Annotated in this window: 13 protein-coding genes; 6 read left to right on the top strand and 7 right to left on the bottom strand. The window is 45.0% G+C overall.

The features are described 5' to 3' along the window. Positions 1-2 precede the first annotated feature (2 nt). Positions 3-665, top strand: a complete 663-nt coding sequence (locus QUE60_RS05560; RefSeq protein ID WP_286226348.1) for a response regulator transcription factor — start codon at positions 3-5, stop codon at positions 663-665. Continuing rightward, entirely contained in the window at positions 658-2,058 is a 1,401-nt protein-coding gene (locus tag QUE60_RS05555; protein ID WP_286226347.1) for an ATP-binding protein, read from the top strand. The genes QUE60_RS05560 and QUE60_RS05555 overlap by 8 nt, the downstream gene beginning before the upstream one ends. Here the strand turns inward: QUE60_RS05555 and QUE60_RS05550 are convergent. The 3 genes from QUE60_RS05550 to QUE60_RS05540 all read right to left on the bottom strand — a co-directional run bounded on the left by QUE60_RS05550 (position 2,055) and on the right by QUE60_RS05540 (position 6,344). Further along, complete coding sequence (locus QUE60_RS05550) at positions 2,055-3,323, bottom strand: putative Na+/H+ antiporter (protein WP_286226346.1); 1,269 nt, start codon at positions 3,321-3,323, stop codon at positions 2,055-2,057. The genes QUE60_RS05555 and QUE60_RS05550 overlap by 4 nt on opposite strands. A gap of 479 nt (positions 3,324-3,802) precedes the next feature. Further along, the gene (locus tag QUE60_RS05545; RefSeq protein WP_286226345.1) at positions 3,803-5,203 is read right to left on the bottom strand and encodes a carbohydrate porin; all 1,401 of its coding nucleotides are present in this window, start codon (positions 5,201-5,203) and stop codon (positions 3,803-3,805) included. Between the two features lie 172 nt (positions 5,204-5,375). After that, entirely contained in the window at positions 5,376-6,344 is a 969-nt protein-coding gene (locus tag QUE60_RS05540) for a sodium-dependent bicarbonate transport family permease (protein ID WP_286226344.1), read from the bottom strand. 87 nt (positions 6,345-6,431) lie between these two features. Between QUE60_RS05540 and QUE60_RS05535 the strand changes: the two genes are divergently transcribed. After that, positions 6,432-7,349 (top strand): LysR family transcriptional regulator, encoded by a 918-nt coding sequence (locus QUE60_RS05535; protein ID WP_286226343.1) that lies wholly within the window; start codon positions 6,432-6,434, stop codon positions 7,347-7,349. Positions 7,350-7,538: 189 nt separating this feature from the next. Here the strand turns inward: QUE60_RS05535 and QUE60_RS05530 are convergent, their stop codons facing one another. Next, the gene (locus QUE60_RS05530; protein WP_286226342.1) at positions 7,539-9,257 is read right to left on the bottom strand and encodes an MFS transporter; all 1,719 of its coding nucleotides are present in this window, start codon (positions 9,255-9,257) and stop codon (positions 7,539-7,541) included. Between the two features lie 245 nt (positions 9,258-9,502). Next, a complete protein-coding gene (locus tag QUE60_RS05525; RefSeq protein ID WP_286226341.1) occupies positions 9,503-10,063 on the bottom strand; it encodes a hypothetical protein in 561 nt (186 codons plus the stop codon). Between QUE60_RS05525 and QUE60_RS05520 the strand changes: the two genes are divergently transcribed. The 3 genes from QUE60_RS05520 (at position 10,063) to QUE60_RS05510 (ending at position 13,188) form a co-directional block, all read left to right on the top strand. Further along, complete coding sequence (locus QUE60_RS05520; RefSeq protein ID WP_286226340.1) at positions 10,063-10,506, top strand: helix-turn-helix domain-containing protein; 444 nt, start codon at positions 10,063-10,065, stop codon at positions 10,504-10,506. The genes QUE60_RS05525 and QUE60_RS05520 overlap by 1 nt on opposite strands. 160 nt (positions 10,507-10,666) lie before the next feature. Further along, on the top strand, positions 10,667-11,431 hold the full coding sequence (locus tag QUE60_RS05515; RefSeq protein ID WP_458574805.1) for a fumarylacetoacetate hydrolase family protein: 765 nt from the start codon (positions 10,667-10,669) through the stop codon (positions 11,429-11,431). A gap of 68 nt (positions 11,432-11,499) precedes the next feature. After that, entirely contained in the window at positions 11,500-13,188 is a 1,689-nt protein-coding gene (locus tag QUE60_RS05510; protein ID WP_286226338.1) for an amidohydrolase, read from the top strand. Between the two features lie 47 nt (positions 13,189-13,235). Here QUE60_RS05510 and QUE60_RS05505 read toward each other — a convergent pair whose 3' ends face one another. Together QUE60_RS05505 and QUE60_RS05500 are read right to left on the bottom strand one after the other, a co-directional pair. Then, on the bottom strand, positions 13,236-14,351 hold the full coding sequence (locus QUE60_RS05505; protein WP_286226337.1) for a DSD1 family PLP-dependent enzyme: 1,116 nt from the start codon (positions 14,349-14,351) through the stop codon (positions 13,236-13,238). A gap of 95 nt (positions 14,352-14,446) precedes the next feature. Continuing rightward, the gene (locus tag QUE60_RS05500) at positions 14,447-16,333 is read right to left on the bottom strand and encodes a carbon-nitrogen hydrolase family protein (protein WP_286226336.1); all 1,887 of its coding nucleotides are present in this window, start codon (positions 16,331-16,333) and stop codon (positions 14,447-14,449) included. Positions 16,334-16,350 lie beyond the last annotated feature (17 nt).

The following is a 16,350-nucleotide window of genomic DNA, read 5'->3' as shown; positions in this document are numbered from 1 at the left end:
TGATGCGTTTACTCGTGGTTGAGGATGAACCAACTCTATGTGAGCAATTAAAACTAGCGCTCCAAGAGCAAGGTTATGTGGTCGATACAGCCAGTAATGGGCAGGATGCACTTCATTTTGGAAAAGAAGAAGCGATTGATGCCGCTATTTTGGACTTAGGCCTTCCCAAGCTTGATGGGATTTCGGTCTTAAAGGGATGGCGAGCTGCTCAGAAAACATTTCCAGTCATTATTTTGACTGCACGGGATAACTGGAGCGAGAAAGTAGCTGGGATTGATTCTGGAGCGGATGACTACATCACGAAGCCATTTCATATGGAGGAGCTTTTAGCAAGGGTGCGAAGCGTCATTCGTCGCTCAACCGGTCACTCTTCTTCAGTAATTAGTATCCAAGGATTGACTTTAGATCTTGCTAGTAATCGAGTGAGTCTTGACGGCAATACCATCAATTTAACGAGTTATGAGTTGCGCTTGCTAAGTTACCTAATGCATCACCCCAATAAAGTGATTGATAAAACAACCCTGAGTGAACATCTTTACGCCTATGATGAAGACAAGGACTCCAATACGATTGAGGTCTTTATCGCCCGTTTGCGAAAAAAACTACCCGAAGGTTTGATCGAGACAGTCCGTGGCCTTGGGTATCGACTCAACGATCATGCTTAAGTCCCTGCGATTTCGGATCGTAGCCACCTCAATCTTAGCAATCCTTACCGCATTATTTGTTGCTAATCGGGTCATTACGGAGTTATTTACCCAATATGCCACAAAGCAGTTTGAACTCAATATAAAGAATCAATTTAATCAGTTAGCGAGTCTTGTCTCGATTGATTTGTGGTCTCAGCAGCCCCAGTTAGTATCGCCAGTGGGAGAGCCCAGATGGGCTAAGCCCCTATCTGGACTCTATTGGCAGATCAATGCATCAGATGGGACCGTGTTACGCTCGCGTTCCCTTTGGGACCAAACACTCGCCATCCGCGGCTCCAAAAATCAGTCTGATCAACCTCTTTTTTACGAAATTAGTAGCATTGGTCAGCATTCATTACTGGCTTACTCCAAAACCGTTTCCTTGGAGGATGCTCAGTCAACTCCATTTACGCTAACAGTAGCTGTCGATCGCTCACCGCTTGACGCTGAAATTACATTATTTTCAAGTGAAATTAGACGTTACTTATTCATTCTTGCGCTTACGCTCCTCATGATATTAATCATGCAAATTACGATTGGATTACAGCCTCTTGAAGCATTAAAAAAAGCAATGATTCGATTAAAGAGTGGCAAAAGCTCAATGATTGAGGGTGAGTATCCTACCGAGTTCAATATTTTGGTGAAGGACTTTAATACTGTTTTGGAGCAAAATCAACAGATCATTGCTCGAGCAAGAGCGCAAGCTGGTAATTTGGCGCATGCTATTAAAACGCCGCTAGCTGTGATTCAAAACGCTGTCAATGACAACAATCTATCTAAAGAGGCTTTTAAGGAATTGGTTCTTCAGCAGTCACAATCGGCTAAAGAGCAGGTTGACTGGAGTCTAGCAAAGGCAAAATCTATAGCGCTTAATCGGATAGTAACAACTCGAACACCAGTTTTAGAAACAATTCAATCGGTTGTTCGGGTGATGGATAAACTGCATAGTGATAAGAGCTTACAAATAAAGATTACCTGCAATGAGCCAGCCCCAATCTTTAATGGTGAAGCCCATGATTTACAGGAAATGATTGGTAATGTATTGGATAACGCTTGTAAATGGGCTAAATCAATCGTCAATATTAAGATCTCAAATAGAGTAAATTTTGTTGAAATCTGCATTGAGGATGATGGGGTTGGTTTGGATCCTGCTAAATATGATTCAGCACTTAAAAGGGGAATAAAACTCGATGAGATTACCCCGGGTTCCGGATTGGGTCTTTCTATTGTGAGTGAGCTCGCAGAGCTCTATGGAGGCAAAGTAAGCCTAAATCAATCTCCTATTGGAGGGCTGTCTATAACGATCGTGTTGCCAAATGTATTTAAAACCAACGCTTTAATTTCTCGGTTTTCTGCTGGGCAGACCACTTAAAGAACTTGAAAAGCAAGTATCGCGATAACAGTTGGTGGAAGAGCGGCTAGCAGTAATTTAAGAGCGGATACCGCCTTTTGTGGAAAGTAATCTTTGAGGATCGCTAAACCTGCTGGATTCGGGGCATTTGCGATCACTGTTAAGCCGCCACCCGCAAGGGCGCCGGCTACCAAAGCATAACGAAACTCTTCGGTCGTTCCCTCTACCAAAGATCCTAAATACGTCAAAGCGGCATTATCAGTAATCGCTGTAAGTGCGGTTGCTCCATAAAACACAGCCGTATTACTCATGCCACTTAATAGCGGTTGTAGCCACCATTGTTGGAGTCCGCCAAGCACCACAAGACCAGCTAAGAAAAATGCCACCATGAGCGCCTCTTTGAGAATCAGTCGGGATTGATAGGCACTGTAAGCGTGGGTATATCCCAAGAAAAAGAGCAAAAAGCCCATGAAGACGACCGGATGGTGGGCAAAAACAACCACCGCTAAAAGAAATAGTAGGTGAGTGCAGGCCACCCATAAGGGCATGCGATCCTCTTGATGGGCTGAGGCGGCCTTTGGTAGGTCCTTGTGAACAATCAGTGTAATTAGTAGGGCATTGACTAAAACCGCAATGGTTGCTTTGATTCCGAAGGTCTGAAATACATACGCCGTATCCCAATTCCAAGCAGAAGTAACCATCAAAATGGGAGGAGCAGCAAAACTTGTTAAAGCTCCACCAATTGAAATGTTGACAAATAAGACCCCAATCGTGAGGTACATTAATTTCGCTGAATTCGTTTTTGAGAAGATGGTATCGCGCAGGAGAAAGGCTGCCAAGGTCATCGCAGCCGGCTCCGTGATAAAGGAGCCCAAGATGGGAACGGCGCTCAGGGTCACAAAATAGTTGGCAGTAGCTGCCGGTAGCCTGAGCGACTTTTCAAGAAGTTTTGAAATTGCGAGAACAATGGTTTTGGCAACGAACAAAATCGGTTTGCTGGCCGCAATCACCATAATGGCAAAGACAAACAATGGCTCGGTATAGTTGCGAGACTCTAGGTAAGTGATGGCCGGCTTAGTACTGCCATGAATAAAAGCCATGAAAACAACCAGTACCATCGCCCAAAAACCAAATACAGCCTCAACCTCACCCAAGAGATGAAATAAGCCTGAGTGATGGCGAGAACGATGGGCGAGCCTTTCAAAATAAAAAGCTAAAAAGGTATGTAATACCGCAATACCAAATAGCGTAGTGGCAATTAACTGAATGGTAGTTGGATTACTCATAGATTAATTTATTTTTAAGAATGATGACCGAATTTCAATCCCACCACAGCCAGAGCAAAAGTATCCATACAAAATCTAAGGGCTTGGATAAAAAAAGACCACCTAGTTGGGTGGTCCAAAGTGGAAGTGCATGAAAAGATGTTGCTATTTAATGCAATTAAGAATGTAGCTTAATTTTTTTAACAAAGTTCTTCGAAGTTTCAATTCCTTATAATTTTTATGGTTAATTCTTACTCCGTATTTGATGCGCAAATGCCTGTGTAAGCAAAAGTTCAAAGAATGTTGGTTTTCTCGACAAACACCTGCGGATACCGCGAATCTGACTCGGGGCTCCACCTGATGCCATGATCACCAGTGTTTTAGTGGACGGTCAAATCAGGATACTGTAGCCATTCTTGAGCATTGTATTTCGCAGATTAGCCAGCTCTTCTAAGCTGTAGATAGCCGCTCTATATACAAATGGAGCAGCAAAATCCATTTCAAAACTCCGCATGAATCCGAAACGACAGGATATTAACTGGTCCCCGAGCGGAGTTGTACGCTGGATTAATGATGTGTTGAAAATTAAGCCCTGCCAACACGTTTTTAATCACGTTAGCGTTGTAATAGACCTCACCAATGCGTTCTGGGCTATAGGAAATCGTTTGCGTGGGACTCGCATAATCTCCGATGAAGTAGGAGATGCCACCGGCTTGTAAGTAACCCTTGCGTTGATTGGATAAGCCATTTTGCATCACTGAAATCCCAACGGTATCTTTTGGCCGTTGCCAGCGATTGCCATTCAGACCCATGCCAATCGAGATTGACTGATCGGCCTCAGTAAATGACATGGTCTCGGTTTGGCCATCGGATTTAAAGAGGCGGGCATAGACTCCCAAATCATGAGTGAGCGCTTGTTCCCCATGAATCCCCACCCCGGTTTTGATTTGCTTATTGTTCCGTACAAAATTAATCGCTTGGATGCCTTGTTGACCAGTTTGCTGAAGATAATTGGTAGCGTCTTGAAAGCGGGCTAGAACCATTTCATTACGATAGGCAAGCACACTCACTTTGCCAGGCAGTGAGTCGATCTGATAACGTCGCTCAATCTCAATTTGATCGCCATAACTATCAAAGATCTGCCAATTGAGATCGCGTCCATTGGGGGTTTTTGGAGCCAACATACGGGCTGCTCGAAACACCCAGTTCTCGCGATACCACTCACCGGCTAAACCCCAGCTATAGCCTCTGGCATCCGCGGCATAATCATAGGCGAGATAAGTCATATTCGACCAGTTCATGAACTGAATACGAGGATCTTTGGCGTACCGACTATCGTCAAAAATGTCCAAGGTGGAAAATTGACCTCCAGTAATCACCACTCGGTTATTACTCACCGTTTGGGTAATTTGATTGGCATCGTCTTGAAGCACTTCACTCATGCCCGCTTGATTGATGGTGTGACGAACAAATGCTCTGGCGGAATAAAGTTTTGCTGGCATGCCCGCGGCTTTTGTTGCCTCGCCATTCGTGAATCCTCCCAATCCAGAAAGATCGGAGAAGGGTACGCCGGATACCACTTCAGGATTAAAGTAAAAATCGGTGTTACTTCCAAGTCTTAAACCCAAAAAGAGAGTACCCGACCAGGTATAGCTCATCGAGCGACGAGCATTGAGGCTGTTTTCGCCGGAGTAGGAAGCGGTAAAGTTGTTGTAGCGCTGGTTGATATAAGTGGTTTGCCCATGGACATTAAAGGGCAAACCAAAGAGCGTCCCTTCAGTGGGTAACCACTCAAGATCACCTGCAAAACTAGCGATTTGATCAGCGCCAGAGCCTGCTCGTTGAGCGTTTACTGGAAAACCAACAGCAAAAAGAAGAGCAAGAGTAAACCAGAAACGCATAATCCCTAATTATATGGAATTGATACGTCATTAATTTGGAATATTTACTCATTGTTGTGCCATAAATAATCTTCGAAGTTTGAGTTCCAGATAGTTCGCTTCATCAAAAGTGTTTCAATTTGATCTCTGTGAGACAACACTATTTCATCTAGAGCGAACGATCCCTCTGTCATTAAGTTCCAATCAGCGCTTGCGCCATCCATGTATAGAGCGGGATACCAATCAGAATATTGATTGGGAAGGTAATCCCTATAGATAGACCAAAGTAAATGGAGGGATTTGCCTCCGGAATAGCATAACGCAGTACTGCAGGGACCACAATGTAGGAGGCACTTGCGGATAACACCATCAGAAGAATCGTATCGGCTAATGGGATTCCAAATAGAAGACATAGTCCCAGGGCTAGAGAAGCATGTATTACTGGGCTTGCTGATGCGTAGGCGATCAATGTGATCGAGTTGCTCTTTGCCTCTTTAAAGTTCTTCGCAACCATGAGACCCATATCAAGTAAGAAAAAGGCTAGCATTCCTTTAAACAGATCCCCAGAGAATGGTTGCATGACTGTTTTTCCTGCTTCGCCGCTCAAATAACCGACAGCCATAGACCCTAGCAATAGGAGGTGGGTGCCATCGGTAAATGACTCGTGCAATATATTCTTGAGTGAGGGACCCTTGCTAAGAGTTGAGGATTGGGATTCATGCCGCAGCAAATTGGCCAATAAGACCGCCATAATGATCGCAGGAGACTCCATGATGACGAGCGCAATGGCCATGTAGCCGTTTGGATTGAGTTGGCTTTGCTCCATAAACTGGATAGCTGTCACAAACGTTACCGCGCTGACCGAGCCGTAGGATGCGGCAACCGCAGCAGCATCAAACTTCGCAATCCGGTCTTTTAAGAACCAATAGCCGAGGATTGGAACCAGAAATGCCATTGTCAACGCAATCATGAGACTCAATGCAATTTCAGGGTTGAGCCCTGTTTTTGCTAGGGCAAAACCCCCTTTAAGACCCAGGGCCATCAATAAATAAAGCGATAAGAATTTGGCAATGGAGCGGGGGATTTCCAGATTTGAGCGGATTAATCCGGCAAAGCAGCCGAAGACGAAAAATAAGATGGCAGGATCGAGTAAGTTTTGCATGCATTCTCCTAAAAGTTGACCCATCATAGGAGACACCATATATAAAGTAAAATCGATATTTATGTGTTTATATATAGATAAAAATCTATGCATGTAAGTTTCCGACAACTCCGCTTATTTCTTGCCTTGGCGGAGACGGGGAGTGTCAGCGGCGCAGCCAAGCGGAGTCATGTCACCCAGCCCACGGCGTCCATGCAACTGAAAGAACTCAGTGAGCAAATTGGCGAACCCTTATTTGAAGTCATCTCCCGAAAAGTTCACCTGACCTACGCCGGGGAGCGTTTGACCAAATCGGCGCGGGCCATGTTTGATGAATGGCAAAGCTTTGAGCAGGAGATGGCGCTCATGAAAGGGCTTATCAAGGGGCGTTTGAAAGTAGCCGCAGTTAGTACGGCGAAGTACTTCATTCCCCAGATGTTGGGTGATTTTTGTAAATCGCATCCCGATATTGAGATCGCCTTCGAGGTGCTTAATCGCGATGGGGTAGTCCAACGTCTAGAAAATAATCAGGATGATCTTTACATTATGTCGATGCCACCATTACATTTAGAGATCGAGGATGAAATTTTTATGTCCAACCCAATCGCGATCATCGCACCCAAGAATCATCCCTTAGCAAACAAGAAAAATCTCGAACTAAAAGATCTCAAGCATGAGAAGTTTGTAATGCGGGAGCGGGGCTCGGGAACGCGGATGACGGTTGATGCGTATTTTCGGAAGAGGCACTTCAACCCCACGATACGATTGGAACTGGGAACGAATGAGGCGGTTCGCAACTCAGTTGCTGCCAATCTTGGCATTGCTGCATTATCGATGCATTCCCTGGGGGATCGTATCAACCGGGACATTACAGTCCTCAAGGTGCGGGATTTTCCATTGCTATCCCACTGGCACATTGTTAGCTTAAAAGGAAAAAAATTATCGCCATTGGCCGTGAGTTTCAAGGCTCACTTACTTGAACGGCTTAAGACTCATAAAAAAAGCCACCCTGAGGGTGGCGTTTAAACGGAGACATACTGCATGCACTTGCTTTAGTCAGCATGTACTTGACTAAACGTATTCAGTATAGTTCTCTACACCCAATCTGGATAGAGGGTAAACACTTATTATTAATAATTTCTATGAATGTTTGACTTCGAATACAAATGGCCCCGAAGGGCCATTTGTGCAACAAATCACTCGGTTGACCGAGATTTATCTGTTGTTCTGCTCTGCAAAAATATCCTTCTTATAGTTCTCGGGTACAAAAATCATACCGATTACAAAGGTTCCCACAGCAATCACGATGGGGTACCACAATCCATAGTAGGGATCTCCGGATTGGGCAATCATGGCAAATGCGGTTGCTGGCATTAATCCACCAAACCAGCCATTGCCAATGTGATAGGGCAGGGACATGCCGGTGTAGCGAATGCGTGTTGGGAATAGTTCAACTAGAGCTGCCGCGATTGGCCCATAAACCATCGTTACCAAGATGACTAAATAGGTCAAGATAAGAACGATGGGGAAAGCCTGTGCTGTGAAAATATCAAAAAAGCCATTCAATTTGATAATTCCTGGCGTTGGTTTTCCGGGAACGGGGTAACCTGCTTCCGCTAATGCATCATTCACAGCCTTGTTAAACGCTGCTGGAACAGCTTTTACATCATCACCTGTTAACTTTTTGGCTTCATAGCTTGTGATTTCTGTATCGCCAATCTTGACCCTTGCTGGGATCGCATCGGGCGCATATTCAACCGAATAGTTGACGGAGCTGCGTGCTAAAAGAGCCTTGGTAACGTCGCATGAATTTGCAAATTTTGCAGTTCCGGTTGGGTTGAACTGAAACGAGCAATCATTTTTATCAGCGATAACAATTACCTTGGTGTTTTGCTGTGCCGAGCTCAGCGCAGGATTGGCGAGCGCAGTGAGTGACTTAAATACTGGGAAATAGGTCACGGCAGCAATTAAGCAGCCAGCCAAAATGATTTTCTTACGCCCGATTCGGTCGGAAAGTGATCCAAATACCACAAATCCTCCGGTACCAAAAATCAAGGCCCAAGCAATCAAAACGTTGGCACTGAACATATCAACCCGCAAAATGGTTTGCAGATAGAAGAGGGCATAAAACTGGCCGGTATACCAAACCACAGCTTGGCCAGCAACGAGACCAAGCAGCGCAATCACTGCAAATTTACCGTTCTTCCAGTTACCAAACGCCTCAGAAATTGGCGCTTTGGATTGCGTGCCTTCCTCTTTCATTTTCTTAAAGGCTGGCGATTCTTCCATTTGTAAACGAATCCAAATCGATATACCTAAGAGGAAAATGGAGAGTAGAAATGGAATACGCCATCCCCATGCTTTAAACGCATCTTCGCCCACATATGTGCGGACACCCAAAATCACCATTAAGGAGAGAAGGAGCCCAAGGGTTGCGGTTGTCTGAATCCATGATGTGAAGTAGCCACGACGTCCATTGGGCGCATGTTCAGCAACATAAACAACTGCACCACCATATTCACCGCCGAGTGCTAGACCTTGCAGCATACGAAGTGCGATTAAGGTAACTGGGGCCAGCCAACCAATTGTTTCATAGCTGGGTAATAGGCCAACTACAAAGGTCGAAATACCCATGATCAGGATTGTGATTAGGAAGGTGTATTTGCGACCCACAAGATCGCCTAAACGACCAAACACTAGTGCGCCGAAGGGGCGAACCAAGAATCCAGCAGCAAAAGCGAGTAAAGCAAATACATTACGCGTTGCCTCTGGAAAGGAAGAAAAGAATTGTGCACCGATGATGGCTGCTAGAGAGCCGTATAAATAAAAGTCATACCACTCGAAAATAGTTCCCGCGGATGAGGCGAGAATAACTTTTCGCTCTTCCTTGGTCATCGGGCGCTTGCGTTCTACAGGCGCGGTTGCTGTGGACATACACTTCTCCTATCAGGTTAAGGAGTCCTCATTTTAAATAGAAAATATTAATAAATATTATTAATAAAGTTGGGGTTTTCCCTCTATCTACGGGGAATAATTTATGGAAAACTAGCTACACCCCATGATTGCACATGGCGGTGAATTAATTGCATTACAGTTTGTCCTTGGTGGAGTGGGCTACCTCCGCGGTAGCCCACTTTTTATGCCGGCTGAGTCGGCAGCGGCGGTAGCGAACGGTCAGACTAAATCGTTTTTGCGGATAAGCGCTTTTTAATCTTCTTAAAGAGGCGATTGCAGAAAAGCAAAAGGTATAAAAAGACAAAAGATCCCAATACATTGGCTGCAAAAATCATGGTGACGTGATCAATCCCAAACTCGTGATCAACGAAGAACCAGTACACATTTTTGAACAGCGCCGAGATGAATGAATGCAGGAAAACGATGTAACACAGTTGCACGAAATTGACATCATCAAAATCATCATCTTTATCAAAGGCACTTTGCCAAAATCGATAGGCAATCATCGGCGCAATGGATAACAGAAAACCCAGTATCAGGGCGTCTGCCTCGGAACTCCCCCGAAGAAAAATACCACCCACGGCATAACCGAAAAATAAGCCAAAGAAGCCAAGCCAGCCAAATAAGATGATGGCCACCAGTCTTAAGCCTGCTAACCAATAAATGAAATATGAGTATTGGGCAATTTCTGGAAATCCCAAATAGCCCTGATCTAGGGCTTCAAGGGCGACCCAAATCGCTGCGATACCGCAAACAATCAACCCGTTTTTGATGGCATTCCCCATTGCAACCATTCATAACAATTATTACAATATTCTATGATAGTATCGAATCATTATTAAAGAGACATTTTGGTTTTATGGCACAAAAAAGAACCGCTCTGCAAAATGCGTATTTTCGATTCAACAAGCTTATGGAGACGCTTGAGCAGGGCCCTGCTTTCCCCAAATTAGATGACCTTGAGAAAAAGCTGCTCGACTCCATTGCGGAAGCTTCGTTTGCGGGTAAGCCATACCTGGTTTCCGATGTTATCTTCGCCAATCAAATTGGCTCGCCTGCTACCCTGAGTAGACGTCTAAACAGTTTGGTTGAAAAAGAACTCATTGTTTATGCAATTGGGGATGATAGCCGTAAGAAATTCTTAGAGCTCACCCCAAAGTCCAAAAAATATTTTGCAAAGCTGGAAGAGCTTATTCTGATGGCAGGCTCGAAGCGCTCAAAGAGTTAACGCACTCGCTAGGTCCCTAGCCGAGTCCTCTTCATGGGTCTTCCCCTTTGTGGTTTGTTTTTAGAGACTGATGAACACGACGCACAATTAGCTGGTGGTCAATTCAATGGGAGCTTAACCAATGTCCAAACCATTCACCCATCAAAATCGTCGTCAATGGATGAAGCTCGGCCTTGGGTCAGCCTCCATCTTGGCGCTCGGAGCTACTTCACCTGCAGAGGCGGCAAAGCCGAAGACGCCGTTTCAGGTGGAACCGATTTATATACCGATTGCCAATAGTGCGGAGCAATTTCCGGTTCGTCGCATTTACTGTATTGGCCGAAATTATGCGGCCCACGCGCGTGAGATGGGTTCTGATCCAACCCGAGAGCCACCATTCTTTTTTCAAAAACCGACCGATGCTATCCAGTATGTTGCCCCCAACAAAGTGGTTGATCATCCATACCCAACTTTAACCAAGAACTATCACTATGAGGTGGAATTAGTTGCTGCTTTAAAAACGGGCGGCAAGAACATTTCTCTTGATAAAGCCCTCGACCATGTGTATGGATATGCACTTGGCTTGGATATGACCCGCCGGGACTTGCAGCGCTTTATGGGCGATCAAAAGAAGCCTTGGGAAATTGGCAAGTCATTTGATCATTCGGCGCCGATTGGGCCGATATTTCCGGTGAGCAAAATTGGTCATCAGAAGAGCGGTGCCATCTCTTTATCAGTGAATGGTGAGATACGCCAAAAGGCAAACTTAAATCAGATGATTTGGTCGGTTGCGGAACAAATCATGAAACTATCGGAAGCCAATGAGCTCTTTCCGGGGGACATCATTTACTCCGGAACCCCAGAGAATGTCGGCCCCGTTGTTCGGGGGGATATTGTGCGCTGTATGTTGGATGGGTTTCCTGATCTGGTCATCAAAATCGTTTAGGAGTTTGGTCTCATAACTGTTTATCATTTGTCATTGACAAGTATTTAATCCATCAAAGCGATTGACAAATGAAAATCCTCAAGCGATGTTTTAGTATTTACATCCTTTTAATCGCGACCAACGTATTTGCTAATACCGCCAGCGTCTATTTCAATGGCGACATCTTGACGATGGAGGGTGAGCAACCACAGTATGTTGAGGCAGTTGTAGTGAGGGGTAAGACAATCGCATACGTTGGTAACTTGCGAGATGCACTAAATGCGGCGGGTACCAATCCAGTCTTGCATGATTTAAAAGGTCAAACATTGATGCCGGGCTTTATCGATGCCTGGGGGCACTTTACCTTGATCGCTCAAAATACTTTGGCCGTTAACCTGGGCTATTTTTCAAAAAATCCACCCAGCACCACAAAGCAGTTAATCGATCGCTTAAAAGCAGAGGCTCGACCATTCAATGGTTGGATTATTGGTGCCGAGTACGCAGATGCTTTTCTAACCGATGGCCCTTTAACGATTACGCAGTTGGATAAAGTATTTCCAAATCAACCGGTATTTATTAACAATATTTCCACATTGACGGGGATAGTTAATTCGGCAGGCCTCAAAAAGTTAGGCATTACCAAAGCCACAAAAGTTACACAAGGAATGATTCCCGTTGATCCAAAGACCGGAAAACTCACGGGGGAGTTAATTGGCATTCCCAATGTAGAGGCAACTGCTAAGGTATTTGGTAAGTATTCTGAGGATTTAATTTTGGAGACCTATCGTAAGGCCGAAATGATTTATGCCTCAAATGGATTCACCACAGCACAAAGTTATGAGACGACCGTAGACGATATTCGTAACATGCGCCAAGCAGTAGACCGTAATTTGATTCGCTTAGATTTGATTGCTTTACCAACCTATGATGTAGTTGATCAATTGCTAGCAAGTAATAAAAGTTACCCATTTGGTATCTATACCAAGGGTGATGGGGGCTTCAAAGTCGCCGGGATTTTAGTATCCACGGATGGTGCTCCTCAATTGCGCCTTGCTTATTTCTCAAAACCCTATGCTGATACCGTTGGCGTGCCAAAAGGATGGCGGGGGATGGCGATTGTGTCGCAAGACGTTGTGGATCGTTATGCAAAGCTTGCGTATCAAAAGAATATTCAGTATTTCGGGTATTCGAATGGTGACGCTGGAATTGATATGACCCTTTTGGCAATATCAAAAGCAATTCGAGAGACAGGCATTACAGAAGACCGTCGTACCGCCATTGCCCACTCCTTTTTTATTCGTGATGATCAATTGGATCAGTACAAAGCCAATAAGATTCTTCCTCAATTTATGCCAAACCACATTTGGATGTATGGCGATGTATACCGAAAAATTTTAGGAGAGGAGAGGGCTCGCTCAATGGTTCCCCTCAACTCAGCCCGAGCAAAGGGTATGCAGTTTGGTATTCATAATGACACCCCATCGTCTGGTCCTAGCGCCTTATTTACCATTTGGACCTCAGTTAATCGAGTTACCTACTCTGGGACAATCTTAGGGCCTGAGCAAGGCATCGATCCCTATTTTGCTCTCCGTGGTTTCACATCGGTTGCGGCATATCAATACAAAGAAGAGGCCTCAAAGGGCAGTATTACAACGGGTAAGTTAGCGGATTTGGTTGTTCTCGATCGGAATCCCTTAAAAGTGAAGCCAATGGAAATTAAAGATATTCAGGTTGTAAAGACTATCAAGAATGGTCAAGATTTGTACGTTCGCCCTTAGTCTTTAATGACTCGGTATTTCTTAATTAAGTAATTTTATTGATTGCTTTATAACAATGCGCCGCGCGCCGCTACAGGCCAGATCGCTTCGACTCGATCTCCGCGAATCGCAATTAACTCATCGTAGAGATTAACGGTAGGGTCACAGTGCCCAGGAACAAGCATCACATAGTCGCCAAGCTTGAGGGTGCAATCGGGCGTGAGCTCCAGAACCCCATGCTCATCGGAGGCCTTCAAATATTTGGCATCGGTACGTTGCCAAACCACTGGCATCCCTGAGTCCACACTCGACGCTTTCAAGCCGGCATCGACTACTGCGCGATTAGCGCTTGGATGACTGAGAACAGCAGTCTTCACAAATAAGGCATGCTCAAAGGGCAGATCGCTGGGATCGCGTTGATTGGTTGCGTAATCACGGTCCATCAAGATGTAAGAACCCGCTTGTACTTCATTAAATAGCTTGGAGTGACTCTCGAGCATGACCGAGCCGGTACCTGCGCCCGAGATACGTTCCACCCGAATCCCCGCTCCTTCAATCGCTGCTTTGGCAGCGGCTGCCTTGGCACAGACCGTCGCAATCGCTTGTTGGCGCTCCTCAGGTAGCCGGTAGTGCTGGGCGCTACCGTGATAACACTGCAGGCCCATAAAGTTTAAGTAGGGCGTATCATTAATTTGTTGAGCCATTGCGACCGCACGCTCAATTGATACTACACCGCAGCGACCCATACCCACATCAATCTCAAGATAGACATCAATCGATACTTGACGCTCTGCGCTAGCACGTGCAAAAGCACTAATTTGATCTTCGTGGTCAACGAGCACACCAATTCGTGCACGCGCAGCCAAGTCAAGCGCATGCGCCACTTTTTTCTCGCCCACCACTTGATTGGTAATTAAGATATCCGATACGCCAGCATCGACAAAGACTGCTGCCTCACTGACTTTCTGGCAGCAGATACCCACTGCACCCAACTGAATCTGACGTAAGGCAATTTCCGGGCACTTATGACTCTTGGCGTGAGGGCGTAAGCGCACCCCAGCACTCGAGACTGCATCTTGTAAGCGCTTCATATTGCGCTCAAACGCATCAAGATCCAGAACTAAAGCAGGGGTATCAATTTGATCAATGTGATCACCGACGCGTGCCGCTTTCCAGGGTGCCATGTCTCTCTATTCCGTATCGAATTGTATTTATTTAATCTTGTAACGCGCTACGAAAGTATTCTAGAGTAGATCATAAGCGCCAACTGATTACATCCTTATCTGCTCATATCAACTGTTGGGCAAACTTCTTTGTTGGTCGAATTTGTTTGCCACTCTTTGAAACACGCGCTATTCATATCTAGCGTTAATGGAACCGCTTGATCCCAGCGACGACTAGCAATCAAGCGCTCTTGGTCCATAAAGACTGTTTTGTTCACATGGGTTGTAAAGTTCACAAGATGGGCCATCTCTTGGTCTGGAGCAATATTGGGTGGGTAATATCCAACTTCCGGAGCAGATGAGTAGACCGCACTTTGACCAACTGCTCGTTGATCGCCGCGAATGAAGTTAGAAACTAAGGTATACGCTTGCGCATATTTGGCAATGTTGTACCACATAGACATTCCGCGATTACTCGCATCCTGAACAACGCCCTTAGGGATATCAACCACTGAGCCATATTCCTTTTGGTTATAACTGGTAGGTACCAAAATTAAGTCAGCACGATAAATACCGTACATTTGGGTGATCTCTGGAATGCGAACTTCATCATTAAGCATCACAGCGACATTGCCAAAATTAGGAGTAGAGAAAACTGGTAGTTCATTTCCAGCACTTGCCCATACCTTTTCTGAATCGTTTAGATGAGACTTGCGGTAGATGCCAACTTGTTTACCGCTCCCATTAAATAAAATAGCAGTCTGAAAGTACTGATTACCCCTTTTTTCGGGCATCGAGAATAGGACATAGGTTTGATACTTCTTGGCTAAGCCAGCGGCGAGTTGATAGCTCTTACCATTGAGCTCCTCCGCATATTGAGCGACCGTATTTTTGTTAAGGGTAACAGGCCCTAAAAATGAATTAAAAGGGAGAACGGTGAGATTAAATACCCCAGTGCGTTGTTTTAAAAGTTGCTCAACCTTTTTAAAGTTAGCATCGACATCACCTGTTTTTGGTTCATACTGAACGAGGACAGCTGCAACTTGGCGTGATTGATAGGTCGCGTTGCCATCATCGGGATAGCGGTAATTATTGAGATCTTGATAAAGTTCTGGACGACGATGCTTTAGCCAATAGTTTTTTTGTTCACTTTGCTTGCTGAGGTTCAGCGTTGCATATACGGTTTGAGGCTTGGTCGGATTGGCTACTGTCGATAATGGCGCTGAAATCAAGCGTTTACCAGTGTTATCCCAAATTGATGAGGATCCATCGAAGGTTACAAAAGCCATGCCCGGAAGACCTTCTGAGCGCGTAGAATTTGTTGAAATTACATTGGTTCCCATCCAACTCACTGCTGTTGAAATATTAGCCATGGTTGAGTGATTGGTATAGCTGGCAGTAAAGATACTGGGTATTTTGTTTGAGCCAATCGGTTGCGCCACGATATCAGCACCACGCAATACTGGTAATAAAAGATTTTGAATATTGGTATCGTCAAAGCAAATCACTAGACCAATCTTGCCAATATCCGTTTTAAATACTGGAAAGCCGAGATTGCCTGGTGAGGCAACCATGCCCTCGCCAGTCGCTAAATTATTCTTGTGGTACTTTCCAATATAGCCATTCGGTCCAATGAGAACCGCGGCGTTGTAGATCTTATTGGTAATGGGGTTCTTTTCATACATACCGACTACAACATAGGCATTAAACTGTTTGGTAACTTTTGAGATGGCTTCTGTTGTTTTGCCTGGAACGGTATCAGCGTATGGCATTAGTGCCTTGGTATCTTGATACAAAAAGCCAGTTGTAGCACCTTCAGGTAGAACCATCAACTTGGCACCATTTTTAGCGGCCACAGTTAATGCATCCACAATACCAGGTAAATTTGCTTCAAAGCCAGGCGACTTAGCTGCAAACTCTACAGCGGCTACTTTAATTTCCTTCGCACAAATAGCGAAGGGCATTAGAAGTGAAATAGCGAGGAGGGATTTAATGAATTTCATGATGGATTCAATAAAGT

It is taken from the genome of Polynucleobacter sp. HIN11 (assembly GCF_030297675.1).
GTDB lineage: Bacteria > Pseudomonadota > Gammaproteobacteria > Burkholderiales > Burkholderiaceae > Polynucleobacter.
This window is presented reverse-complemented; position numbering and strand designations above follow the sequence as displayed.

Coding starts and splice junctions, on each gene's coding strand:
- QUE60_RS05545 (WP_286226345.1), bottom strand. CDS start 5,203: ATGCGTTTCTGGTTTACTCTTGCTCTTCTTTTTGCTGTTGGTTTTCCA.
- QUE60_RS05530 (WP_286226342.1), bottom strand. CDS start 9,257: ATGTCCACAGCAACCGCGCCTGTAGAACGCAAGCGCCCGATGACCAAG.
- QUE60_RS05510 (WP_286226338.1), top strand. CDS start 11,500: ATGAAAATCCTCAAGCGATGTTTTAGTATTTACATCCTTTTAATCGCG.
- QUE60_RS05500 (WP_286226336.1), bottom strand. CDS start 16,333: ATGAAATTCATTAAATCCCTCCTCGCTATTTCACTTCTAATGCCCTTC.
- QUE60_RS05505 (WP_286226337.1), bottom strand. CDS start 14,351: ATGGCACCCTGGAAAGCGGCACGCGTCGGTGATCACATTGATCAAATT.
- QUE60_RS05550 (WP_286226346.1), bottom strand. CDS start 3,323: ATGAGTAATCCAACTACCATTCAGTTAATTGCCACTACGCTATTTGGT.
- QUE60_RS05525 (WP_286226341.1), bottom strand. CDS start 10,063: ATGGGGAATGCCATCAAAAACGGGTTGATTGTTTGCGGTATCGCAGCG.
- QUE60_RS05560 (WP_286226348.1), top strand. CDS start 3: ATGCGTTTACTCGTGGTTGAGGATGAACCAACTCTATGTGAGCAATTA.
- QUE60_RS05535 (WP_286226343.1), top strand. CDS start 6,432: ATGCATGTAAGTTTCCGACAACTCCGCTTATTTCTTGCCTTGGCGGAG.
- QUE60_RS05555 (WP_286226347.1), top strand. CDS start 658: ATGCTTAAGTCCCTGCGATTTCGGATCGTAGCCACCTCAATCTTAGCA.
- QUE60_RS05515 (WP_458574805.1), top strand. CDS start 10,667: ATGAAGCTCGGCCTTGGGTCAGCCTCCATCTTGGCGCTCGGAGCTACT.
- QUE60_RS05540 (WP_286226344.1), bottom strand. CDS start 6,344: ATGCAAAACTTACTCGATCCTGCCATCTTATTTTTCGTCTTCGGCTGC.